General features: G+C 44.4%; 20 protein-coding genes and 1 pseudogene. 15 read left to right on the top strand and 6 right to left on the bottom strand.

From position 1 onward, the window contains the following. Positions 1–1,032 carry an ABC transporter substrate-binding protein gene (locus OCV44_RS14805; RefSeq protein WP_139684212.1) on the bottom strand — a complete coding sequence of 344 codons (1,032 nt, stop codon included), beginning with the start codon at positions 1,030–1,032 and terminating at the stop codon, positions 1–3. A 369-nt stretch (positions 1,033–1,401) separates the two neighbouring features. Between OCV44_RS14805 and OCV44_RS14800 the strand changes: the two genes are divergently transcribed. From OCV44_RS14800 to OCV44_RS14780, 5 genes and pseudogenes are all read left to right on the top strand, one after another. After that, positions 1,402–2,052 (top strand): LysE family translocator, encoded by a 651-nt coding sequence (locus OCV44_RS14800; protein WP_139684213.1) that lies wholly within the window; start codon positions 1,402–1,404, stop codon positions 2,050–2,052. 231 nt (positions 2,053–2,283) lie between these two features. Next, positions 2,284–2,403, top strand: a pseudogene (locus OCV44_RS14795) (phenazine biosynthesis protein PhzF); the annotation flags it as partial. A 47-nt stretch (positions 2,404–2,450) separates the two neighbouring features. Further along, the gene (locus tag OCV44_RS14790) at positions 2,451–2,954 is read left to right on the top strand and encodes a YgjV family protein (protein WP_139684214.1); all 504 of its coding nucleotides are present in this window, start codon (positions 2,451–2,453) and stop codon (positions 2,952–2,954) included. Between the two features lie 107 nt (positions 2,955–3,061). Continuing rightward, on the top strand, positions 3,062–3,376 hold the full coding sequence (locus tag OCV44_RS14785) for a cupin domain-containing protein (RefSeq protein ID WP_139684215.1): 315 nt from the start codon (positions 3,062–3,064) through the stop codon (positions 3,374–3,376). Positions 3,377–3,429: 53 nt separating this feature from the next. After that, positions 3,430–3,894: a GNAT family N-acetyltransferase gene (locus OCV44_RS14780; protein ID WP_139684216.1), complete on the top strand. Its 465-nt coding sequence runs from the start codon at positions 3,430–3,432 to the stop codon at positions 3,892–3,894. Positions 3,895–4,033: 139 nt separating this feature from the next. On the opposite strand, the gene OCV44_RS14775 is transcribed toward OCV44_RS14780, so the two are convergent. Beyond that, positions 4,034–4,531 (bottom strand): fasciclin domain-containing protein, encoded by a 498-nt coding sequence (locus tag OCV44_RS14775; protein WP_139684217.1) that lies wholly within the window; start codon positions 4,529–4,531, stop codon positions 4,034–4,036. Positions 4,532–5,022: 491 nt separating this feature from the next. Here OCV44_RS14775 and OCV44_RS14770 point away from each other — a divergent pair, with 491 nt between their 5' ends. Further along, entirely contained in the window at positions 5,023–5,517 is a 495-nt protein-coding gene (locus tag OCV44_RS14770) for a GNAT family N-acetyltransferase (RefSeq protein WP_139684218.1), read from the top strand. Positions 5,518–5,621: 104 nt separating this feature from the next. Here the strand turns inward: OCV44_RS14770 and OCV44_RS14765 are convergent, their stop codons facing one another. Both OCV44_RS14765 and OCV44_RS14760 read right to left on the bottom strand, forming a co-directional pair. Next, a complete protein-coding gene (locus OCV44_RS14765) occupies positions 5,622–6,275 on the bottom strand; it encodes a DUF2057 family protein (RefSeq protein ID WP_139684219.1) in 654 nt (217 codons plus the stop codon). A gap of 288 nt (positions 6,276–6,563) precedes the next feature. Beyond that, positions 6,564–8,126 (bottom strand): arylsulfatase, encoded by a 1,563-nt coding sequence (locus tag OCV44_RS14760; protein WP_139684220.1) that lies wholly within the window; start codon positions 8,124–8,126, stop codon positions 6,564–6,566. Positions 8,127–8,473: 347 nt separating this feature from the next. On the opposite strand from OCV44_RS14760, the gene OCV44_RS14755 reads away from it, so the two are divergent. The 9 genes from OCV44_RS14755 (at position 8,474) to OCV44_RS14715 (ending at position 20,459) form a co-directional block, all read left to right on the top strand. Continuing rightward, positions 8,474–10,021 carry an arylsulfatase gene (locus OCV44_RS14755; protein ID WP_139684221.1) on the top strand — a complete coding sequence of 516 codons (1,548 nt, stop codon included), beginning with the start codon at positions 8,474–8,476 and terminating at the stop codon, positions 10,019–10,021. Positions 10,022–10,228: 207 nt separating this feature from the next. Next, positions 10,229–12,625 carry a tetratricopeptide repeat protein gene (locus tag OCV44_RS14750; protein ID WP_139684222.1) on the top strand — a complete coding sequence of 799 codons (2,397 nt, stop codon included), beginning with the start codon at positions 10,229–10,231 and terminating at the stop codon, positions 12,623–12,625. A gap of 165 nt (positions 12,626–12,790) precedes the next feature. After that, positions 12,791–13,774 carry an AAA family ATPase gene (locus OCV44_RS14745; RefSeq protein WP_017094550.1) on the top strand — a complete coding sequence of 328 codons (984 nt, stop codon included), beginning with the start codon at positions 12,791–12,793 and terminating at the stop codon, positions 13,772–13,774. Positions 13,775–13,786: 12 nt separating this feature from the next. Further along, a complete protein-coding gene (locus tag OCV44_RS14740; RefSeq protein ID WP_139684223.1) occupies positions 13,787–14,749 on the top strand; it encodes a DUF58 domain-containing protein in 963 nt (320 codons plus the stop codon). Further along, the gene (locus tag OCV44_RS14735; protein WP_139684224.1) at positions 14,750–15,310 is read left to right on the top strand and encodes a DUF4381 domain-containing protein; all 561 of its coding nucleotides are present in this window, start codon (positions 14,750–14,752) and stop codon (positions 15,308–15,310) included. Continuing rightward, positions 15,303–16,382 (top strand): vWA domain-containing protein, encoded by a 1,080-nt coding sequence (locus OCV44_RS14730; protein ID WP_139684225.1) that lies wholly within the window; start codon positions 15,303–15,305, stop codon positions 16,380–16,382. The genes OCV44_RS14735 and OCV44_RS14730 overlap by 8 nt, the downstream gene beginning before the upstream one ends. Next, entirely contained in the window at positions 16,375–18,099 is a 1,725-nt protein-coding gene (locus tag OCV44_RS14725; protein ID WP_139684226.1) for a VWA domain-containing protein, read from the top strand. The genes OCV44_RS14730 and OCV44_RS14725 overlap by 8 nt, the downstream gene beginning before the upstream one ends. Beyond that, positions 18,096–19,475 carry a BatD family protein gene (locus OCV44_RS14720; protein WP_139684227.1) on the top strand — a complete coding sequence of 460 codons (1,380 nt, stop codon included), beginning with the start codon at positions 18,096–18,098 and terminating at the stop codon, positions 19,473–19,475. The genes OCV44_RS14725 and OCV44_RS14720 overlap by 4 nt, the downstream gene beginning before the upstream one ends. A 78-nt stretch (positions 19,476–19,553) precedes the next feature. Further along, positions 19,554–20,459: a LysR family transcriptional regulator gene (locus OCV44_RS14715; RefSeq protein ID WP_139684228.1), complete on the top strand. Its 906-nt coding sequence runs from the start codon at positions 19,554–19,556 to the stop codon at positions 20,457–20,459. Positions 20,460–20,668: 209 nt separating this feature from the next. Here the strand turns inward: OCV44_RS14715 and OCV44_RS14710 are convergent, their stop codons facing one another. Beyond that, positions 20,669–22,351, bottom strand: coding sequence for an alkaline phosphatase family protein (locus OCV44_RS14710; protein ID WP_139684229.1), 1,683 nt, complete (start codon positions 22,349–22,351; stop codon positions 20,669–20,671). Positions 22,352–22,448: 97 nt separating this feature from the next. Continuing rightward, positions 22,449–23,237, bottom strand: a complete 789-nt coding sequence (locus OCV44_RS14705; protein ID WP_139684230.1) for a formylglycine-generating enzyme family protein — start codon at positions 23,235–23,237, stop codon at positions 22,449–22,451. Positions 23,238–23,248 lie beyond the last annotated feature (11 nt).

Genomic DNA, 23,248 nt, shown 5'->3' with positions numbered 1-23,248 from the left:
TTATCTCAAACTGTCGACAATACGGTTACGAATTTGAATGCTATTGGGTTCGAGTTGCTGATACAGATAGCTGCGTTCTAAAACCTCTTTGCTAGGGAAAAGCTCCGGATCATTTTGGTACTCTTGTGTTGTTAAGGCTTTTGCTTTTGAGCTTGGAGTTGCAAACCATGAATCCATTGCGTTTTGAGCGGCGATCTCGGGTTGCGACAAGAATGATAGAATCGTTGTTGCTTGTGCAGACAACTCTCCGTTATTAATCGCAGCAATGCACTCTAACCATAACGTTGTGCCTTCTTGAGGCACAGCGTAGGACCAAGAGGCATCAGGCTCCAAATCATTGAGTACATAACTGTCACCAGAATAACCGTAGGCAAGGTCGATGTTAGCAAGACGTTCGGGTTGGCGAATATAGTCGATGACGTATTCGTTGCTTTCTAGGTGTGGCTTTTGAGCTTGCAGGGTTTTATAGGCAACGCGAAGTTCCTGCTCATTATTGGTGAAGGGGTCAAATTGATTCGCTAGCAATGCAGTACTCACCAAATCCGTAGGTTCGTAATACATACTTATGCGGCCACTGCTGTTCGTGTCTGGTTCGAGAATAGCGTTCCAAGAGGTGGGAGTGTTTACTTTGTCACTGCGATATAAGATTCCCGCAGTCCCCCAAGCGTAGGGAATGCCATACTCGCCACATCCTTCAACCCACCGTGAATCTATGTTACCAGCAATGGATTGTTGTAACTCACTGAGATTATGAAACAGGTTCTGCTTGGCTAACGCATTGAGCTTTACACTTTCTATAATGACTAGCTCAAATGCGCCACGACGTTCGCTTAATAGCACTTCATCTCTGATCGACTCATCAGAAAAAAACTGCTGTTTCAAAGAAATGCCGTACGTGTCACTTAGTTGGGTCACGACGCTATTGGATAGAAATTCATCCCAATTGTAGAGATAAATATCATTTTGTTGGCTAAACACTGTGCCAGTTAAAAAGGATGATGACGCAAGAACTGAAACATAAAATGCTTTCACTGACGGATTCCTTTCCTACTTTGCTTAACTAAATCGTAGCCCAAATTTTGCGACATAGCTCAAATTTAGGTCTCTAATTTCAGTTCAACCTAACGCAATGCATCTAGGTGTGAAAATCCTATGACCTAATGGGAACTAAAAGTCAGCTTTGAGCACAAAATCACTATGTTAAATCAAGGGGATATCAACCTTTGACCGACGAACGCCTGAAGAAGTGCACGAATGACTCATCTACTTCCGATTTGGCACGACGAAAACACGGGATTTGTTTGATTATTAGGTTATTAGTAAATATATATTCATCTACTTGAGCATTTTTCGTTAGTTATGCAATAGTAGGGCATTAATTGAACGGAAGGAGGTTAGTTTATGGATGCAGGTTTAGTTGGGATTTTTGTTACCGTGGCGATTGCTCACTTTTTGGCGCTATTGAGCCCCGGACCAGATTTTGTGATTGTGGTAAAGAGTGCTGTTAAAAATAAGGGAAGAAAAGCACTCGGCGTTGCATTCGGTATTGCCAGTGCCAATGCGGTTTATATTGCTTTATGTTTGGTTGGTGTCGGCTCGATCCTAGCGGCATCCGTTTCCGTTATGATTGCTCTTAAGATAATTGGTGGTGTATTTCTTGTTTATCTTGCCGTTCAAGCGATAAGAGCGAAGAAATGTAATTACCGTAATATGGATGTTTCCGAAGGAGATAGCTTCAATCAAACGACTTTTCTTAAAGAATTCGTCACGGGTTTTCTATCTGGAATCCTTAATCCCAAAAACCTATTGTTCTATTTGAGCTTATTCACGGTTGTGTTGAACAATGACATTGGCTTAATGTTTAAGCTAGGCCTAGGTATTTGGATGACGGTGGTTGTGTTTGTATGGGATGCCGCGATTATCTTCCTTTTATCTGCACCTAAAGTTCGACGAGAGTTTACACGTGTTGCTTACTATATTGATAAAGTGACAGGAGTTATGTTGGGTCTGCTTGGCTTGACCATTGTGAAATCTGCTCTGGTACGTCAGTAGATTCAATAAAGTTACCATTGCTGAGTAACCTCACGTTTGTGGCACGATACAATGCCTATGTGCCGCGAATGGGTGCTTGTTTCCTACCAGGGCTGATACGTTTTATCTCTTATCTGCCCGATATTAAACCTTCAGCTTAATCCACCAATTCTTTTCATAACTCTTTGCTTATCATTCCTTAGTTCTTAAATAAGTATTAATAATGTTGCTGTTGAACACTTGTAGCACGGGGTGTTTGTGCTTATTGTAGGCTGCAATGTCTATTTAATATCAGCGCTAGGAGCCATTGTGAATTTAGAGATATATCAAGTGGATTCGTTCACAACTCAAGCTTTTAAAGGAAACCCTGCGGATGGCCGAAACGGCTCTGGCGGAATATTATTATTGAAGGAATCACCGTGTCAGCTTTTTATCTTTCTCAGGTATTAGTCGCAATTGCTATTTGCTTCGATCTTCTGTCTTTTCAATTTAAAGAGAGAAAGAAAATCGTTACCTGTCTGTTCTTTGCTGGCGTGCTTATTTCTAGCCACTTTATTCTTCTTGAACAATGGACAGCGGCGAGCCTAATGACGATCGCCACTATTCGCTATTTGACGAGTGTATTTTCGACATCGTCTAAGTTTAAATATTTGTTCTGTTCCATGTCAGTAGTCGCAACGGTTGTGACTTACTCGGGGCTCACTAGCCTATTGAGTTGCTTTGCTTCCGTATTTCAAACCTTTGCAGCCTTCAATAAAGATGACCGTCGATTAAGAGAGTTGATGATTATCGGAACCAGTTTTTGGTTGGTTCATAATTACTTAGTTGGTTCTCCAACTGCTGTACTGATGGAAGCGCTATTTATCTGCAGTAACTTGGTTGGCTATTATCGTTTCTATTTCAGAAAAAGTGCTGGGGCTTAGGGCTTATAGCTTAGGAGCTCAGGAAGCTAGGCTTTAGATAAAACGATAAAACGATAAAACGATAAAGCACTGCACCATATTAATCTAACAAGGATTAGGAGAGAGCGATGTCAAATATCTACTCGGATGTGCCTTCGTCAATACCCGGCGAAATCTTCAACGACATCATTACTACTGAGAATGTGCGGATTGAAAGAATATTATCTCATGAGCACAGTTCTCCAGAACAAGGTTGGTATGACCAAGATGAAAACGAATGGGTTATGGTTCTAGAGGGACAAGGTGTTATTGAGTTCGAAGACGGACGTGTCGTTACCTTGTCTAAAGGGGATTACATCAATATTGCCGCGAGAGAGAAGCACAAGGTTGTTGGTACGGATAGAGACGTTGTGACTATTTGGCTGGCTGTGTTTTATCGTTAGTATTGCTATCAAGTGGTGGATAGGCAATCAGCAATACATGAAAGGACTGTGTAGTGGTTAGAATTCGAAATTACCAAGTTAGTGATGCCAAAGCATTATGGGAGATCTATTTCCATACTGTTCGAAATATTAACGTTCGTGACTATTCTCAAGAACAAGTTGAGGCTTGGGCTCCAAGTGACTTTGACTCCGAGGTGTGGGAAAAGTGTCTGCATCGTATCCAACCTTTTGTTGCGGAGTTGGATGGCCACATTGTTGGCTATACTGACCTGCAACCAAATGGGTTGATTGACCACTTCTTTTGTCATCATGAATATCAAGGTAAAGGTGTAGGGCGAGCTTTGATGGAGCATGTATTCGAGATTGGTCGATTTCGTGGTGTATCGAGATACTTCTCTGAGGTGAGTATTACCGCTAGGCCTTTCTATGAGCGCCTTGGCTTTAAGTTAGTGAATGAGCAGGAAGTCGAAATACGTGGCGTTAAGCTAACTAATTACGTGATGGAGAAAACCACTTAGTAGCCAGTAACGTATATCTAGTGTTGAGAAGCTTGGAAATGCTCAAACAGTCAAACGCTTAATCTCCAGTTGGTAAAAAAGGGTGTGAATTGTCACACCCTCAAAGAGTTTGGTTTGCCTACACTTTCTTTCTATTTGATTATTTTGGTAGTAAGACCGTATCAATTACGTGGATTACGCCATTGCTTGCTTCCACGTCAGCCGCAATCACCTTAGCATTGTTAATCATAACTGAGCCATCGTTTACGCTTATCATCACGTTTTGACCTTGAACAGTTGTCGCTTTATCTATTTTCATAACGTCTGCCGCCATCACTTTCCCGGCGACTACATGATAAGTTAGCACTGCGACTAGTTTGTCTTTGTTTTCAGGTTTCAAAAGCATATCTACAGTACCATCTGGCAATTTGGCAAATGCTTCATCGGTTGGAGCGAAAACGGTAAATGGACCTTCTCCTTTTAAAGTATCTACAAGTCCCCCCGCTTTAACAGCAGCAACAAGTGTATTGAAAGAGCCATTTCCTACTGCGACATCGACGATATCTTTTTTCATCTCATGATGATTGGCGTTAGCGAATGCACTAAAAAAAAGTGCAGCGACAAGAAGAGATAGAGACTTGCTAGTTTTATTAATCATGTTGGAATCCTTTGAGTTTGTCCGTTATTTTCGTCAGTTATTACGAAAGGCTCAAAGCGATGGATCAATTTATACCAATCACAGTAAGTTAAGTGTTCAAAAATAGCGCAGGAAAAAAGCTTGAGAACAAGGCTGCTCTTTTCAATAAATAGTTTCGATAAGTAGTTATTCTACAATCAAAAAATCTAACGACGTTATCGAGATTTTTAACAAGCTAAGGTGAACAGTTATTTACTACGATTGGTATTATTATACCGTTGGGCTATTTAGTTCGAGAGCGAACCTTACTTTATGAAGAGACGCGTGAGGGCCTTCAATGGTGCATTTTTAGTATTTGAGTTTGTTGTTTATGGGCTATGGCGACTGTTTTATGGGCTATGGCGATTATTCAATTATTTCCAACGCTTACCGTCTTTATGGTTGTAGCTACTCGTTGCTATCCGTAGTATGAAAATTAGCTTAAGGATAGAAATAGACAGTAAGGAAGCACTTTGGAAATACAAATTAGACATCTTGAAACCACAGACAACCAAGACATTTTTGATATTTATCGTCATACATCAGTATCAGAAAACACTTCGCAAAAGCCTTTCCTCAGCTCTGATCAAGTGGAGCGATTGTTTGGTCATTCAGACCATTTCACTTTAGTCGCAGAAGTGTCAGGTAAAGTCATCGGGCACATTACCTTGTTCATGACGACTAAGGTGAGAGACAGGCACAGTGCTGGCCTAGGGATTGCGATTCACCCTGATGCACACGGCAAAGGGGTTGGGAAGGCATTAATGAAAGAAGCGATTAATCAGGCTGATAATTGGCTTAATCTGGTCCGTCTGGAGCTAGAGGTTCATGCCGATAACAACGCTGCCATTGCTTTGTATGAACGAGTGGGTTTTCAGTTAGAAGGCACTAAAAGGCTGAGTACATTCAAAGGCGGGAAATACATCGATATGTTGCTGATGTCGAGGATTAGAGCTGATTATCGTTGATTTTTATACCTATAACTTCCTATTTAGATAAAACCAAAGAAGCTGGCAGTGTGCCAGCTTCTTTGGTTTGAACGAGATGTTTATAGACTTGTTCGTAATCGAATCTACTTGTTCACGTAATCTTTGAATTTCTGCTTGGTTTCAGCATCAGCTTTCTCGTACCAGAAATACAGCATTTCTTCAGCTGTATTAGCCGCATTTCCATCAATCTTTGCTGGAAGTGTTACAGGTTGAACAACCGCCACTGTTGCGCCTGCTGTTGTACCTATAGCGAGCGCCGCGATACCGCCTTTCTGGTTGTACTCTTTCGCTTCTTGAGGGAACTTGCGACCAATCTGCATGCCATCTTTTACCAGCTTATCTTGTTTAACACTGATTGCGTTTTGGTTTTCATCAACCAATTTCCAATCTAGGTTATCAAAGCCTTTCTTCGCTTCTGCGGTATTACGGTATTTAGGCATATCGAACGTTAATGCGGCGTCAGTAGCGCTAAACGTTGCAATTATAGCGTCGCTATCAACAAACTCACGGTCATTACCTTTATCAAAAGCCAGCTGATATTGGAATACGATTTGGTTTTCACCGTCTGGAACGGTTAGTGTCTTATGAGAAGAAAATAAGCCGCCATCTAAGTCAGGCTTAGCTTCGTTAACCGCTAGAATATCAACACTGGATGGAACTTGGATTTCAACGTCAGCTAATACTGCAGGTGCAGCAACGATAGCTGAAAGTAGGGCAATGCTTTGGATTGTCTTCATAATCATACAGTTGTTAGGGTGAGTTAAAATACAATCGCACGCATATCTCTGTATTTCAAGTGATGTCCGTGGGATTTGAAAAAATTTGCGTAATCTTAACGTAACGGTCATAAACGAGGCGAGTTACAAGGTTATTTGGGCAAATGTAAGCGGATAACCTTGTTAGTCACTCGTTTGTTAAAGGCTTATGTGGGACAGTTTTCATTGTTGATATACTAAAAGCCGTGATAGCACTTGAGCTATCACGGCTTTGTTTCGCTTTCCTAGGGTTGGTTAAGCTTTAGCTAATTATTTAGCTTGCGCTGCTGCCGCTTCTAGTTGCTTAAGTTTACCTTGAAGCATGTAAGTATTTTGGTTGAAGTTACCAGGGTTTAATACTTGGCTATTTTGCATTGGGTAGTCAGGTAATGTCGCCATGAAATCTTGAACTTTGCCACCTACTGGTACGAATAGCCACATGTTGTCTGCCATCCAACGTAGGTACATGCCAGATTCGTGTGGTGCTTTTTCGAATGGGTCAGCACGTAGGTGAACAACTTGAGGCCAGTTTGTTTGGAAACGAACTGCGTCAACAATGTTGCCTTCTAATACTGCGAATGAAATCTTGAAGTCATTCCAACGAACTGCGTTCAATTCCGCGTTTGCAGAGAAGTAAAGCATGCTGTCACGAGGGCCTTTTTCTTCTTTACCTTCGAAGTAAGGTAGGAAGTTGTAACCATCTAAGTGTACACGCCAGTTTTTACCGTTGTAAGTAGCACCTTTATCAGACGCTAGCTTCTCAACAACTTTGTCATCACCAGCAGCAGCTAGTAGAGTCGGGATCCAGTCTTGGTGACCCATAATGTCGTTGATCTTAGTTCCCGGCTTGATAGTACCAGGCCAGCGAACTAGCTGAGGAACACGCATACCACCTTCGTAAGTTGTACCTTTCTCACCGTGGAAGTAAGTTGCACCACCATCAGGCCAAGATACGGTTTCTGCACCGTTATCGGTAGAGTAGATTACGATTGTGTTGTCTGCGATTTTAAGCTCATCAAGCTTGTCTAGAAGTATACCTACATGGTCATCGTGCTCTAACATGCCATCAGCGTAGATGCTGATACCAGATGCACCTTGGTATTTTTCTTGTAGACGAGTCCACACGTGCATACGAGTCGTGTTGTGCCAGATGAAGAATGGTTTGTCAGCGTTCACTGCTTTTTCCATGAATGCTAAAGATTCTTCTAGGAACTCTTCATCCGCGTGCTCCATACGCTTGCGCGTCATAGGGCCTGTATCTTCAATCTTACCGTCAGAAGTCGACTTGATTACACCACGAGGGCCAAAGTTCTTACGGAACTCAGGATCTTTAGGGTAGTAGTATGTCTCTGGCTCTTCTTCCGCATTTAGGTGGTAAAGGTTACCGAAGAACTGGTCAAAACCGTGGTTCGTTGGAAGATGTTTGTCTTGGTCACCCATGTGGTTCTTACCGAATTGAGCTGTCATGTAGCCTTGTTCTTTAAGAAGGTCTGCTATCGTTGGAGCCCAATCAGGGATACCGTGGTCTGAACCTGGCATGCCGATAGTCAGAAGACCAGTACGGAAAGGTTCTTGGCCTGTTAGGAATGCAGCACGACCAGCTGTACACGACTGTTGGCCATAGTGGTCAGTAAATAGTGCACCTTCGTTAGCAATACGGTCGATGTTAGGTGTTTCGTAACCCATCATACCGTTGTTGTATGCACTGATGTTGAATACACCAATGTCATCACCCCAGATAGCAAGAATGTTTGGCTTTTCTGCTGCTGTTGCTGCTGAAGAAGCTGCTAATAAGCCAACACCTAATGCTAGTTTATTAATTTTAGTACCCATAAGGACTCCGATTTGCTTTTAAGATTAATGCGTTAGAACAACACATCGTTGGGCAAACATTAATCTCAAAAACTGATTGTGTCTTTTTATAGTGGTTATAACTAATTGTTATAGAGCTAATTTAAGCTTCTGATTATATTGAGTTATATGTATTTATCAGAAATGCTTCTTAAAATGTTATGTGTGATCCTAATCATGTTTGTATGCGTAATATCTATCGTCCACTTGCGTATCTTGTCGACAAAAAAAATGACAAAAATATTAATAGGTTAGCGAATGTCGCGATAGTTTGAAAAATGAACTATACGTTGTAGTGCAGGATGCAAATAACTAACGAAGAGGTTTCTATGACAGCGAAATATGGCGTCAAACGTCGATTAGCGATTTTGGGTACAGCGATGATGGCGGCTTCCACCACCACATTCGCAGCAGAAAAACCGAATATTCTCGTCATTTGGGGTGACGACATTGGTCAATCTAATGTCAGTGCTTACACCTTTGGCTTAATGGGGTATCAAACTCCGAACATTGATAGCATCGCCAAAGAAGGCATGATGTTTACTGACTACTACGCAGAGCAATCTTGTACCGCAGGTCGCTCAACGTTCATCACGGGTCAAAGTGTTCTTAGAACGGGTTTAAGTAAAGTAGGCCTTCCAGGTGCAGACATTGGTTTGCAAGCGGAGGATGCAACAATTGCAGAAATGCTTAAACCTATGGGATACATGACAGGTCAATTTGGTAAAAACCACCTTGGCGATAAAGATGAATTCCTTCCAACAGCACACGGGTTTGACGAATTTTTTGGCAACCTTTACCACCTGAATGCTGAAGAAGAACCAGAGAATGAAGATTACCCAACCGACCCAGAGTTTCGTAAGAAGTTTGGCCCGCGTGGTGTAATCAAATCATTTGCTGATGGCAAGATTGAAGATACCGGCCCACTAACGCGTAAGCGTATGGAAACCGTTGATGAAGAGACACTCGATGCGGCACTCGATTTCATGGATCGCGCAGTGAAAGCCGATAAGCCATTCTTTGTTTGGTGGAACGCAACACGTATGCACTTTAGAACGCACGTGAAAGCCGATAGTAAAGGTGTGACAGGTGTGGGTAACTACGCTGATGGTATGGTTGAGCACGATCGACACGTTGGCCAGTTGTTGAAACAAGTGGATGAGCTGGGTATCAAAGACAACACCATTGTTTTCTACTCAACGGATAATGGTCCACACATGAACTCTTGGCCTGATGCAGGTACAACGCCATTCCGTGGTGAGAAAAACACCAACTGGGAAGGCGCATACCGTGTACCAGCAATGGTTCGTTGGCCTGGTAAGATTGAACCGGGTAGTGTCTCTAACGAAATTATGCACCACATGGACTGGATGCCGACCTTCGTTGCAGCCGCTGGTGATGATCAAATCAAAGAGAAACTGCTTAAAGGTCATACCGCGGGTGATAAAACGTTCAAGGTTCACCTAGACGGTTACAACTTCCTGCCTTACCTAACCGGTGAAGAAGAGAAAGGCCGTCGTGCTGAGATCTTTTACTTTACCGATGATGGTGATTTAGCAGCGCTTCGTTACAACCAATGGAAAGCGGTGTTCATGGAGCAGCGCGCAACGGGTACCATGCAGATTTGGTCAGAACCGTTCGTGACGTTACGTCTTCCTAAGTTGTTTAACCTGCGTATGGACCCATACGAAAACGCAGATATTACGTCGAATACCTATTATGACTGGTTGTTAGACCATGCTTATATGTTCGTTCCTGCGCAAGCGTATGTTGGCCAGTTCTTAGAAACATTTGCTGAATACCCACCACGCCAAAAAGCAGCAAGCTTTAGCTTGGATCAGGTAATGGAGAAACTTCAAGAGAACCATAACAAGTAAGCTTTGGTTTATTGAAACTGATAGTTTGATGAAACTGCTAACACGAAAGAGCTCTTAGGAGCTCTTTTTTATGCGCATATCGATGAGTAAATACCAGTCGTGAATATGAGTCACAACAATCAAGCTCACTGCCACTAAATAATTGTAAATTCGTTGTTTTTGCGTCTATCTTATTACGCATAAGGATGTATAAAAACAAGGAATGTTATGTCTGCATGGTTGTGCTTGCTAGTGAACGGATTGAAACACCAGCGAGTTGCAGTATTATCCGCAATGTTATCTTTACCCGTGTTGTCGATGCTCAGTCTCAATACGAATGCCAATGAACAGGCTTTATCAGTTGGGTCGGAAACTTCGCATGCGAACTCTCAAGCTACGTATGTTGGATCTGAAGCTTGTATCGACTGTCACAGCGCAGAAGTGGAAGCGTGGCAAGGTTCTCATCATGATATGGCGATGAAGCACGCGACTGATGAAACGGTATTGGGAGATTTCACCGACCAAACCGTGACTCATAAAGGAAAGCCCAACCGCTTTTTTCGTAAGGGCGATGAGTTTTGGGTCAACATCGAAGGGCCAGACGGACAATTCAAAGATTACAAAATCAGCTATACCTTTGCCTTTGAACCTCTACAGCAGTACATGGTTGAGTTTGAAGACGGACGTGTACAGTTGATTCCTTTCGCTTGGGATTCTCGTACTGAAGATGAAGGCGGCCAACGCTGGTTTCACCTCTATCCAGATACCACCAACACTGATGAATTCTACTGGACCAACAGTGGTCAGAACTGGAACTTCATGTGTGCAGACTGCCACTCAACGAACCTAGAAAAGAACTACGACAGCGCAAGTAATACTTACAACACCACATGGTCGGAGATTAATGTCGGTTGTGAAGCCTGTCATGGCCCTGCGAGTGAGCATGTTGATCAGGCTCAGTTAGCTCAAACGAAGTTAGCAAATAACAAGCTAGCCAAAGCTAATGGTGGGAAGGGTGCCTCAGTCTCGGCACATTATGGTTTTGATCGCGACTTGTCGAAGTCGGTGAAAGAGTGGATCTATCAAGAGGGCAACTCAACCCTTCAACCCAAAGACATCATTCATACCAATCAAGTTCAAACCTGTGCTCAATGCCACAGTCGTCGAACTCAGTTGAATGAAACGGGTGATCACGTAAACGGGTCATTTTTTGATAAGTATCGTCTGAGCTTGATTACCCCTGAGCTTTACCACAGCGATGGTCAAATCTACGACGAGGATTACGTTTACGGATCTTTCTTGCAATCAGTGATGGCAGAGAAAGGCGTCACTTGTACTAACTGTCATGATCCCCATACTGCAGAACTGAAAATTGCCGAAGAAGCTGTGTGCAGCCAATGTCACATTGCCTCTGAATACACGCCTGAAAAGCACACATTCCATGAAGCGAATACCGAGGCTTCACAATGTACCACTTGCCATATGCCTGAAACGACGTACATGGAAGTTGACCCAAGACGTGACCACAGTTGGCATATTCCACGCCCTGATATCAGCCAGCATATTCAAACGCCGAATGTGTGTACTAGTTGTCATGAAGACCAAACTGATCAGTGGGCCGATAAACAGATAGGTGAATGGTTCCCAGACTCTAAGTATCGTAACCAACAACACTTTGCTGTCGCCTTTTATGCGGATTCAATAGGGCACAGAGGTGCAGAGGATGCGTTGGCATACTCGGCTCAGGACTCCAGCTTAAGCAATATCATTCGAGCATCGAGCTTAGAACGTTTGGGCGGCAATACGGGTAAGAATACGCTTATCTCACTAGCAAGAGCGGTGAAACATGATGATGAAATGATCCGTTTGGGCGTTGTGCAAGGCTCGTCTGGTTTTCCGTTCACTGATCGCTGGCAGATTCTGGAGCCACTATTGAAAGACCCTGTATTGTCGATTCGCTCTGAAACCGCAGGTGCTCTTGTGCGTTATTGGGGAGAGATGAACCCTCTGCAGAAAGATCAAATCAAGCCTGCATTGGAAGAGTACATTGAGATACAACAATTCAATGCCGACAGAGGGTTTGGACGTACTAACCTAGGCAACGTTTATCGAGATTTGGGTCAGCATGAAAAGGCGATTGAGTTTTACCAAGGTGCTATCGAGATAGAGCCTTATTTCGAGAACAGTTATGCCAACTTGGCTGACTTGTATCGCGCACTGGACGACGAGCCAAAAGCATTAGCGACACTGAAACAAGGCATTCAAGCTCAACCTAAATCGAGTGTGTTGCCATACAGCGTAGGGTTATCTCTGCTTCGTGTGAAAGATTACGACCAAGCAACCGACTACCTTAAACAAGCCGCGGAAACCGCACAAACTGACCCACAATATTGGTATGTGTACGGCTTGGCTTTAGAGAAGTCTGATGTGCTTGCGGCAAGTAAGTCGTTGCACAAGGCTTACCAATTCAGCCGCAATCCACAACACTTGTACGCACAGTGTGAGATTTTGGCTCGAAATTACCAGAAACCGGGCGCAGCAAAAGCGTTTGAACAATGTGTTTCATCATTGAGCAAAGTGGCGCCACCGGAGGCGATTAACCAATTGAAAGCGATTAGTCAGTAGAAAGCCATTAGCAAGTAGAAAGCTGAGCTGAAGTAAAGCGCCAGAATTGACGTGGCTATGCGCTTATAATTTATGGTGTTTATAACTAATTATCACGTTTATAACTAATAGTTATGGGGCTTGTGGGTAGGATGTACGCAGCCAGATTGAATAAAGGGAAGACCTATGAACCATGCGCAACAAGCAATAAACCAACTGATTGAACAGACAGAGAAAAGTGTTATCGGTCAGAGTCACGTCGTTCGGGCTCTGGTGATAGGGTTATTGACCAATGGCCATGTGCTTCTAGAAGGGCTTCCCGGTACAGCGAAAACGCGCTCGGTGAAGTCGTTGGCGAATTTACTGAATACAAGCTTTGGCCGTATTCAGTTTACGCCCGATCTCCTGCCATCAGATGTGACAGGTACTGAGGTGTACCAAGAGCTAGATGGTAAGCCTCAACTGCATTTCCAACCGGGTCCTATTTTCAACAGCATTGTTCTGGCCGATGAAGTGAACCGTGCTCCAGCCAAGGTGCAAGCGGCACTACTTGAAGCGATGGCAGAAGGGACGATAACCGTAGGTGGCCAAACTCACATCCTTCCAGACTTGTTCATGGTGTTGGCGACTCAAAACCCGGTTGAACAAGAGGGCACGTATCCGCTACCTGAAGCGCAAATGGACCGTTTCATCATGAAAGTAACGGTCGACTACCCAGAAGACGAAGCGGAGCGTGACATCATTCGATTGGTGCGTAGTGAAGAGCTAGGCAGTGAGACGAGTTCAGAACTGGTCACCCCACAGCATATCGAACCTGAATTGGTACTTGAAGCTCGTCGCCAACTTCCTGATATTGCGGTTTCTGATTTAGTCGAGAACTACATTGTGGCCTTGGTGATGGCGACTCGTAAGCCAGAGCGTTACCCAGAATCAAACTTGTCTAAATGGATTGAGATTGGTTCAAGCCCACGAGCGTCAATCTCATTGGATAAATGTGCTCGCGCTTATGCTTGGCTACAAGGGCGTGACCACGTCACGTTAGATGATGTACGTGCAATGTTACCTACCGTATTAGGTCATCGATTCTCATTGTCTTATGACGCATTGGCCGATGGTGTGGACCATCAAAGAGTGGTTGAAGAACTGCTTGATAATGTTGAGATCGGATAACTAGGGGGCGTCATGGCGAAGCCAACACAAGCTCCCAAACCGCAAGGCCTTGATCCACGATTATACTGTGATTACTCAAGGTTAGTGCGAATACAGGCTCAAGCTGAGTCGTTTTCTCTGTTGCCTCATCTAAAGGCGGGCAGTGTACTGTCGGGGAGACATAATTCTCTGTTCCGTGGTCGAGGTTTGAACTTCGAAGAATTACGCCATTACCAATTGGGTGATGATATCCGTAATCTGGATTGGAAAGTTACGATGCGAACGGGGAAGCCTCATGTTCGCAGCTATACCGAAGAGAAAGATCGTAATGTGATTATCTGTGTCGATCAGCGCAGTTCGATGTTCTTTGCTTCTCAAAACACCATGAAATCCGTTGTGGCAGCCGAAGTCGCAGCATTGTGTGGATGGCGAGTGCTGAAAGACGGTGACCGTGTTGGCTTTGTTTTAGCCTCACACCAAAAGCTCTTTCATACCAAAGCGCAGCGTTCTCAATCTGATTTATTAGCCCAGTTAAAGCATCTTACCAAGGCTAATCAAAGCTTAGACGTGAGTGTGAGTGACAGCGAGGGTGTTGGGTTTAATCAGTGGATTGAACTGATTAAACGAATGAGACTCAAGCAGTCGACCTTAATTTTTATTAGCGATTGGCGTGACTGCCAAGAACAACACCTTGACCGACTCAAGCAACTTCAACAACACAATGACATCCTAGCCATTATGGTGACTGACCCCTTAGAGCAATCACTGCCTCAAGACCTTGCGAGTGCAAATTGGGTGGTGGGTGATGGTCGCTTTCAGCTCAATCTTGATAGCCAATCTAAGGTCAACCTTGCGAGCGAGAGCCTTGCTCAAAAAGCAGCACTCCAAAAACAATCCCTTGCTAAATTGATGGCGATGAAAAACCTCCCTTATATCGAATTAGACACGTCTGGTAATCATATTTCACAGCTTCAAAAACTAGTGGGAGGGCGTTAAATGGCCGTTGAACATACGCCTCCTAGCACTTATATCCTTCGTGAACTGCATGATGTCACGATTCCCGACAGCGTGAGCTGGGTTCCCCAAACGATCGGTTGGAAGATCCTCGGCGTTGCCTTGTTATTGGCCGCGTTCTATCTGGCTTATCGCTTGGCGCTAAAGTGGTGGAATAATCGTTATCGCAAAGAAGCGCTCAAAGAGCTTATGGTATTGGATGCACGAGACAAAAACTCAACCGAGCGAACTTTCAAGATACTCAAGGTGGTGCTTCGTTACCTAGACAGCAGCAATGCAAAGTTGTTTGGTCAATCTTATGTCAACCGCTTGAATGCTTATCTACCTGTTAGTGCTGGCACGAGTGCAAACAGCAATGCATTCTTTGCCGATGAAGTATCGGGGTTATGGATGCAAAGCTTAACTGACCCTAAGGTGCGTTTAACTTTTGAACAGCGTTTAGAGGTGATTCAAACCGCGATGATGTGGCTAAAACTTCATAAACCAAGTGTACAAGCAAGACCAGAGGTACAAGCGAAATCAGAGGGGCAAGATAATGTTTGATAGTTTATCTGCCAGCTTTGAATTCGCGCACCCATTGTGGTTTATCGCACTGCCTTTGCCTTTACTCGTTTACTTTGCCGTACCTGCTTATCGCACCAAACAAATGGCGATCAAGGTGCCATTTTTCAGTGAGCTGGTTGAAGCGATTGGTGAGGCGCCATCCGAAGGGGCAAGCCAATTAACACCAAGCTGGTGGCAACGCACCACGCTTATTATCACTTGGGTACTCGTGGTTTGCGCGTTAGCGAAACCAACCATCTTAGGTGAGCCACAAGTTCGTGAACAATTAGGTCGCGATGTGATGGTGGTAGTTGATTTGTCTGGCTCAATGGCTGAACAAGACTTTACTTCTCAACAAGGGGATAAAATCTCTCGTTTAGATGCAACCAAAGACGTGTTGGCTGATTTTGCCAAAACTCGAAAAGGTGACCGACTCGGTTTGATCCTGTTTGGTGACGCTGCGTTTGTGCAGACACCATTTACAGCTGACCAAGAGGTATGGCTTGAACTACTTAACCAAACCGATGTGGCGATGGCAGGGCAGAGTACGCACTTAGGCGATGCCATTGGCCTTGCGATCAAGGTGTTTGAACAGAGTGAGAAGCAGAGTGCAGCAGTTCAAGATTCAAATATTGATACGAACGCAAAAGAGAAAGTAGTGATTGTGCTGACCGATGGTAATGACACTGGAAGTTTTGTAGAACCTATCGATGCGGCTAAAGTGGCTAAGGCGAAAGGTGTTCGTATTCACGTTATCGCCATGGGTGACCCGCAAACCGTGGGAGAAGTGGCTCTGGATATGGAAACCATCAAGCGGGTGGCGCAGGAGTCTGGTGGTGAAGCCTTTGAAGCACTTAACCGCGACGAACTGACTAAAGCTTATGCTCAAATTGGTGAGCTAGAGCCGCAGTTGTATGAGAGTACGACTTATCGTCCTAAGCAGGGGTTACACCATTACTTAATGGCGACTGTCGTTGTGATGTATTTGACTGCGTTTAGCTTGGCGACAATCCGTAGAAGATCGCTTTTGGTTTTATCAAAGAAAAATTTGAAAGGAGAGAACAATGCCTGATTCTCTCATGTTGCAACAGTTTTTTACTCAGTTTCACTTTATCCGACCTTTGTGGTTGTTGGCCTTTATTCCGATGTTCTTCCTGTTATGGATTCGTTGGAGAGAAGAGACTAAGCCAACGTGGAAAGACATTCTTCCTGCACATTTACGCGATGCATTGACCATTGGGGAAACCGGTTGGCGCAAGCAACTACCACTGAAGTTATTGATGGTTATTGTGACCATCGCCATCATTATTTGTTCGGGCCCAACATGGCAACGTGAAGCATCGCCTTTTGGTGAAGATAAAGCATCGATGTTAGTGGTGCTTGATAACAGTGAATCCATGCTGGCTAAAGACTTACCACCGAGTCGCCTGGAACGTTCTAAACAGAAAATTAGAGACTTACTCGCAGCGCGTAAGGGCGGTAATACGGGTTTGGTTGTGTATGCAGGCAGTGCCCACGTTGCGATGCCTGTGACTCAAGACAGCAAGGTATTCGAACCGTTTCTAGCGGCTATCACACCTGACATCATGCCGGTATCAGGTAAGTCAGCAGAAGAAGCGTTGCCACTTATCAATCAGCAATTGTCTGGTGAGTTAGGCTCGTCAGTGTTGTTGGTATCAGATGGTGTTAACCCAGGTACCATCAGAGCGTTCGAAAGCTTCTTTAAAGATAACCCATATCAGTTGCTCATTCTAGCGGCAGGAAATAGCAATGTGGTGAGCGATAACCCAGTCGATCTCGATTCATTGCGTAGCCTAGCGAGCAAGACGGGTGGACGACTGATCGAAGTGACCGTTGATAATTCCGATATTCAACAGCTCAACAACGCGGTTGAAAGAAACATGCAACTCAACGGTGAGTCTTCAATGCCTTGGAAAGACATGGGATACGGACTGCTTATTCCAATGGCGATTATCATGCTGTTGTGGTTTAGAAAAGGGTGGTTGGTTCAATGGTGTGTGGTTGGCGTTTTGATTACAGGTAGCGTGTATTCTCCGAACACTTTGGCGAAAACGGTCAGTTTAACTGCTGACAAGCCAGTGGTTGAAGAGTCCGTGACCGTTTGGGATAAAACAGCCCAATGGTGGTGGGATTTATGGCTGACGCCTGATCAACAAGGGCAACGTTTATTGAATCAAAAGGAATACCTTGAAGCCGCTAAGCATTTTAAGGACCCAATGCGAAAGGGCGCGGCTTATTACTATGCTCGTGATTTTAAGTTAGCTCACAGTGCCTTTTTACAAACCAAAACCGATTATGGTTTGTATAACGCCGCAAGTGCTTTAGCTCGACAGCGTGAGTACCTTGCTGCTCGCGATCTATTGAAATCACTGAGTGAGAAGCCCGATCTATCTCCAGAACTGAAAGCCGATATAGAAAATAACTTAGCGGTTCTGAGTGGCATTGTCGAAGAGGTTAATCGCACCAGTGAAAGCCAATCAGGCACCACAGATGGACCTGAAGAATCTTTAGAATTGAATGACGATCAGCCGCGGACGGGAGATGGTGCGGAAGAAGAAACAGTAGCGGAATTAATGCTGAAAGAAACACTTAACGCCAATGAAATTTTGGGTAGCCAAGAGCTTGCAGATAAATGGCTTAAGCGCGTAGAAGCCGATCCTAAGTTTTTCTTGAAATCCAAATTCCAAATTCAGTTGAGAGATCCTGCGCCTTCGCTCGAACAGATGCGAAAACAAGAGCAGACGCCAAAACAGGAGCAAACACAATGAGTCGATATGATTTAGCTCTTGAAGCACTTCAAGCAAAGGTAGGGCGCTCAGAGTTCGTTAAACTAACGAGGACCTTGCTTGTGTCGATGGTTCTATTAATTAGCAATGTTTTCCCTACTCTTGCATCTGCGGCTGATATCTATGATCTGCAGAAGAGTGGTGATGTCGAATTGATTGCTTGGATAGGGGGAAAACCAAAGTCAGGCGATAAAATAACACCAGCGAAAGTCAGCGTTAATGAACAAGTGATTCTGACTATTGAGGTAGCGACTCCTCGTTGGCTAACCGGTGGTACACGAATTGGCAGCCTCGAAATCCCTAATGTGATTGCTAAGCAGCGCAACCAACTGGCGACGAACTATACTGAAAGAGTGGATGGCACGACATGGTCACGCCAGCGTTGGGAAGTGACACTCTATCCGATGACATCGGGCGAGTTTGTGATTCCGACGGTACCTGTTCGTGTTCAAGTATCAGCTCCTGATGGATCAAACGTTGGCGGCACGCTTTACACGCAGCCGATTAAGTTTGAAGCCTCACTACCTTCTGGTTTATTAAGCGACGAGTCGCCTTGGTTTTCTGCGACAGACGTGGATGTTGAACAACAATGGCAGCGTTCAAGTGAAGACTTAAAAGTGGGTGATGCGGTTACACGAACAGTGACAATCAAAGCGAAAGACAGCTTGTCTGTGTTACTGCCCAATGTGTTGACCAATGAATCGACTCAGCAATATCAAGCTTACCCTCAGCCTAATCGTTTGGATGACACACAAGAACGTGGTGACTACCGTTCGAGTCGCGTTGAAGAGACGGTTTATGTGATTCAGCAAGGTGGCGAATTCACCTTGCCGGAGTTTATGTTCCAATGGTGGGACAGCAAAAATCAGCGTCTTGAAAGCGTGGTGATAAAAGGCGAAGTGTTTGAAGCAAAACACACACTCCAATCCTTTATCAAAGCTTACATGTCTGTCTTTATTAGCGTTGGTTTGGCTTTGGTGTTGTGTATTGCATTCGTTGTTTCCTTGAAGCGCTATTATAGAAACCGCCCGACACCAAGTTGGCTAGTATTACGTCGTTTGCTTAAGCAAGGTAATTGGTCAGCATTGAGAACCTTTATCTATCGTGAGTTGCGAGCTCAGACGACTCAGCTAGAACTGGGTAAAGCGCAACTTGGTAAATTGAATGGAGAGAAGCGCTGGATAGAAGACAGTAACTCCCTTCAGCAAGGGCGAGAAGATAAAAGCGTATTTACTCGTTTGTGGAAAGGGTTACGTGACTTACCCAGTGACAAATCAAACTCAAGCAATTCTCGTTCGATTTTTAAACGCTTGAAAATTCCTAAAGCCTTGCCAGACTTAAAAGATAGAACTAAGTAGCAAACTTTAGTTATTCGCATCGAACAAAATCGGCAGGTTCTCTACTATAGGGAACCTGCCTCTTTAATATGGAACTGTATGAAAAGTACCGAACTCAATTTAATTCCTATATTTGTCGCAATTTATGAAGAGCAGAACTTATCAAGAGCTGCTAATCGTATGGATATAAGCCAGCCTGCCGTGAGCAAAGCGCTTGCAAGGCTTCGTGATATTTATGACGAGCCACTGTTTCACCGAACCACATCTGGCGTAGAGCCAACCACATTCGCTATTGATATCTATCCTGCAATGGCCGCTGCGCTTAAGAACTTTACTTCTACCTTATCGGCTTCAAGAGATTTCGATCCTAAAACATCAAATCGTATTTATTCTATCGCTTGCGTTTCCGCGGCAAGTTATGAAATGGTGCCAAGAGTCATGCAGTTGATTAGCCAAGCTGCGCCTAATATCGCGTTAGAAGTTCACCCTCTATTTACCGAAGATTATGAATCGGATTTGAGGCTTCAAAGACATGATGTAATCATTGATATGACGCCAAGAGGAAGAACCACGCTCAAGCACGAGGTCGTTTCTAGAGAGGAGCTGGTGGTGGTGTGCCGTTCAGATCACCCAACGATTGGCGATACTATCGATATGGAGCAATTCCTTTCTCTTGATCACGTGGTGGTATCACGCTGGCATGCACGTAAAAGCTTATTAAGTTCGGAACACTTCAGTGACTTGGAAAAGCGAAAAATTGTGTATCGAGCAGCCGGCGTTGTCGAGATGCTCCCCGTGATTGAGAACTCTGACGCTATTGGTATGCTTCCTATGTCATCGGTTCGATGTTTCTCTGAGAAATATAATGTAAGAACACTGCCTTTGCCCTTCGAGTTAGAAGACCTCAATATGTGTATGATTTGGCACCCAAGCCGCACTAACGAACCAAGCCATAAGTGGTTGCGCGCAAAGATCAAAGCGGCAGCAAAAGACATATCAAGTTAGGTCTTAAAAGACATCTCTATGGAAAGTATTTACTCGAGTAGCCGTTATTCCTGAGCATTAACATGCCGTCGTTTATCTAAGATTTAATAACTGAAAATTAAAGGAGCCGCTTATCTGTTTCGACTGAATCAGTCAGAATTGGATAAACGGCTCCTTTATTGAGTTGGTGCTGGTTCGAAATCTAGATCGCGAAACCTTAGAGATTGAGTCTACTCAGTGATCTCTTGAAGTACCTCTCCAATAGACCCACTTGGTTGAGTGATACCCAATTTATTGGAAAGCGTTGGTGCAATGTCGTATGGCGTGATTGGACGGGAAACCTTCTTAGCATCCACATCATAGCCCGCGAAGATAACCGGGACATGTGTGTCGTATTTCCAAGGTGAACCATGAGTCGAGGCAATTTGAAGGCCTTCCATGTCGTTAATGTAGCTACGTGGAGCAAATACCACATACACATCGCCAGAACGAGCAGGGTGGTAGTTGTTCTTAATGAGCTGCATCACATGAGTATCAGGCACTCGGTTTGCCGCGATATCACTGCTTGATACGGCAAACGCAACGCCTTTCACTTTTGCTATCTCATCCGCAATCGCTTCTTGAACCTTCGCGAGATCAAGTTTCTTTTCGGCGATCAAATCGTGATTTAGATAGATGTAAGGTTGAGCATACAGTCGAATCGCATCTTTGGATAAACCAAACTCATCTTTTAATCGTTTCTCTACGCCACTCGATAGTAGTGTGTCTTTATTGAAGTATTGAGCTTGATTGAAGCCAAGCGCATTTGCCGCAGGTGAAGATTCAGGTACACCATGATCGGCAGACAAGACAATTAATGTGTTCTTTAGACCGACTTGGTTATCGACGGTTTTAAGGAGTTTGGCGATCGTCTTATCAAGTCGAATGAGATTGTCTTCTGTCTCTAAACTTTCAGGACCGTACAAGTGCACCACATAGTCGTTTGATGAGAAACTCACAGACAGGTAATCGGTCACGTCGCCTTGGCCTAACTTCTCTTGCATCAACAGTGTGCTTGCGAAGTTCTCGGTGATTTCATCGCCAGCCGGGCTAACGGTTAGCGTTGTGCTGTAGTATTTGTAGCTAGCAGGGCCGTATGGGTGAGGGAAGGTGCGTTGGAAATCACCGAGCTTCACCTTGTGGTCCGTGCTGTGCTCTTGCAGTGTGTACTCTTCACGTGGTAACGAAAGTTCCCATTTCTGTTTAGAGTATTGGGCTGCAATTTCTTTTTCATTCCAACGAGATACCCAAGCTGGATACTCGTCGTAGTAATAGTTACTAGTGACAAATTCAGACTGTGCCTTCGAGAACCAGAAGGCTTTGCCGCTGTGTCCCGCTAATGAGATTGCGCCGCGGTCTTTAACAGAAACACCGAACACTTTCGATTTGCCACTATTGGAAATCGTCAGCTCGTCACCAAACGTGGTGGCCAGTATTGGCTCTGGAGAGCGGCCATCACCTTGTGCTGTTTTTTGTGTTGGGTCGATCTCAGTTGCTTTGTCGACACCCGCGCCTGAAGTCAGCATCTTGTAATTGCCGTCTTCTACGTTATACACCAAACGTTCTTCACTGCGGTCATACCAAACATTACCTACCATGCCGTGAACACTCGGCGGAGCGCCGGTTGCAAGCGACACATGACCGACAATAGTTTCTGTGTTGCCGTGCTGGTAGTTCGCATTGGTGTAGTAAGTACCATCATCCATTAGGTAACGAAATCCACCTTCACCGAAGTTGTGCTTGTAGCGTTCGATAAGGTCTGCACGCAGGCCATCTACCGTGATTTGGAGGACTAGATCGGGTTTGTCCGCAGCTGATGCTGGGAAGGCACAGAGTAACGCGAGTGTAAGTCCTGAAAGCTTGGTGTATTGCATAGAGTGTCCTTATTCGATGTAATTTCGCTATTCAAAATGACATGGATTGGTCACTGAACAGAGGCTGTCCTTTGTTCAGCGACCATGGGGTGTTTTGCTAGTTTACGTCCTTCACTAGGCGTAGGCCCATATCAGACATGGTGATCGATTGACTGGCAAAGTCACGGCGGTAACTTTCTGATTCATCTTCATCGTATGCAAAACTGCCACCGCGTACCGATTTGTGTGATAAACCGACATCACTGTGTTTCGAGTTGTTAGGATTGTCTGTTGGACCGTATCGGTAGAAAGTGTCATCGAAGGCATCGATAACAAACTCACCCACGTTACCTGTCATATCATATAAGCCTAGCTCATTTGGTTTCTTTAGCCCGACAGGATGCGCGCTATTTTTGGAATTTGCTGAGTACCACGCAACATCATCTAAGTTGTTGGAACCACTGTAAGTATAACCTTTGCTTTTATTGCCACCTTTCGCAGCAAATTCCCATTCAGCTTCTGTCGGAAGGCGGTACTCTTCGCCCGTTAATTCATTCAACTGCTCAACGAAATAGTTCGCTTGCTGCCAACTTAGGTTATTGACCGGAACTTGTGGGTTTTGGAAATAACTGAGAGATGAACCCATCACCGATTCGAACAATTCTTGAGTCACCTCAAACCTCGCAATATAGAAACTATCTACAGTTATATCTCGTGCTGGTTGTTCTGCTTTGGTTGCTTCAGGGTTGTTTGAACCCATGGTGAACGTACCGCCTTCAACTAACACCATCTCTTGGTCAATTTGTTGGGCGATAGGGTGTGTAGGCACGCTCGCACAACCGCTCAGGAAAATAGTCATGGTGACGCTGCTGATCGCCGCTAATTGTTTGTAATTGAAAAATTTCATCACGTGCCTCG

The organism is Vibrio tasmaniensis (assembly GCF_024347635.1).
In the GTDB taxonomy this organism is placed as follows: domain Bacteria; phylum Pseudomonadota; class Gammaproteobacteria; order Enterobacterales; family Vibrionaceae; genus Vibrio; species Vibrio tasmaniensis.
The sequence above is the reverse complement of the archived record's forward strand: the minus strand, read 5'-3'. Positions and strand labels throughout refer to the sequence as shown.

What these genes read in the sequence shown, in the direction of transcription:
- OCV44_RS14800 (WP_139684213.1), top strand. Translation starts at nt 1,402, where the DNA reads ATGGATGCAGGTTTAGTTGGGATTTTTGTTACCGTGGCGATTGCTCAC.
- OCV44_RS14785 (WP_139684215.1), top strand. Translation starts at nt 3,062, where the DNA reads ATGTCAAATATCTACTCGGATGTGCCTTCGTCAATACCCGGCGAAATC.
- OCV44_RS14775 (WP_139684217.1), bottom strand. Translation starts at nt 4,531, where the DNA reads ATGATTAATAAAACTAGCAAGTCTCTATCTCTTCTTGTCGCTGCACTT.
- OCV44_RS14765 (WP_139684219.1), bottom strand. Translation starts at nt 6,275, where the DNA reads ATGAAGACAATCCAAAGCATTGCCCTACTTTCAGCTATCGTTGCTGCA.
- OCV44_RS14760 (WP_139684220.1), bottom strand. Translation starts at nt 8,126, where the DNA reads ATGGGTACTAAAATTAATAAACTAGCATTAGGTGTTGGCTTATTAGCA.
- OCV44_RS14755 (WP_139684221.1), top strand. Translation starts at nt 8,474, where the DNA reads ATGACAGCGAAATATGGCGTCAAACGTCGATTAGCGATTTTGGGTACA.
- OCV44_RS14750 (WP_139684222.1), top strand. Translation starts at nt 10,229, where the DNA reads ATGTCTGCATGGTTGTGCTTGCTAGTGAACGGATTGAAACACCAGCGA.
- OCV44_RS14745 (WP_017094550.1), top strand. Translation starts at nt 12,791, where the DNA reads ATGAACCATGCGCAACAAGCAATAAACCAACTGATTGAACAGACAGAG.
- OCV44_RS14740 (WP_139684223.1), top strand. Translation starts at nt 13,787, where the DNA reads ATGGCGAAGCCAACACAAGCTCCCAAACCGCAAGGCCTTGATCCACGA.
- OCV44_RS14735 (WP_139684224.1), top strand. Translation starts at nt 14,750, where the DNA reads ATGGCCGTTGAACATACGCCTCCTAGCACTTATATCCTTCGTGAACTG.
- OCV44_RS14730 (WP_139684225.1), top strand. Translation starts at nt 15,303, where the DNA reads ATGTTTGATAGTTTATCTGCCAGCTTTGAATTCGCGCACCCATTGTGG.
- OCV44_RS14725 (WP_139684226.1), top strand. Translation starts at nt 16,375, where the DNA reads ATGCCTGATTCTCTCATGTTGCAACAGTTTTTTACTCAGTTTCACTTT.
- OCV44_RS14720 (WP_139684227.1), top strand. Translation starts at nt 18,096, where the DNA reads ATGAGTCGATATGATTTAGCTCTTGAAGCACTTCAAGCAAAGGTAGGG.
- OCV44_RS14715 (WP_139684228.1), top strand. Translation starts at nt 19,554, where the DNA reads ATGAAAAGTACCGAACTCAATTTAATTCCTATATTTGTCGCAATTTAT.
- OCV44_RS14710 (WP_139684229.1), bottom strand. Translation starts at nt 22,351, where the DNA reads ATGCAATACACCAAGCTTTCAGGACTTACACTCGCGTTACTCTGTGCC.
- OCV44_RS14705 (WP_139684230.1), bottom strand. Translation starts at nt 23,237, where the DNA reads ATGAAATTTTTCAATTACAAACAATTAGCGGCGATCAGCAGCGTCACC.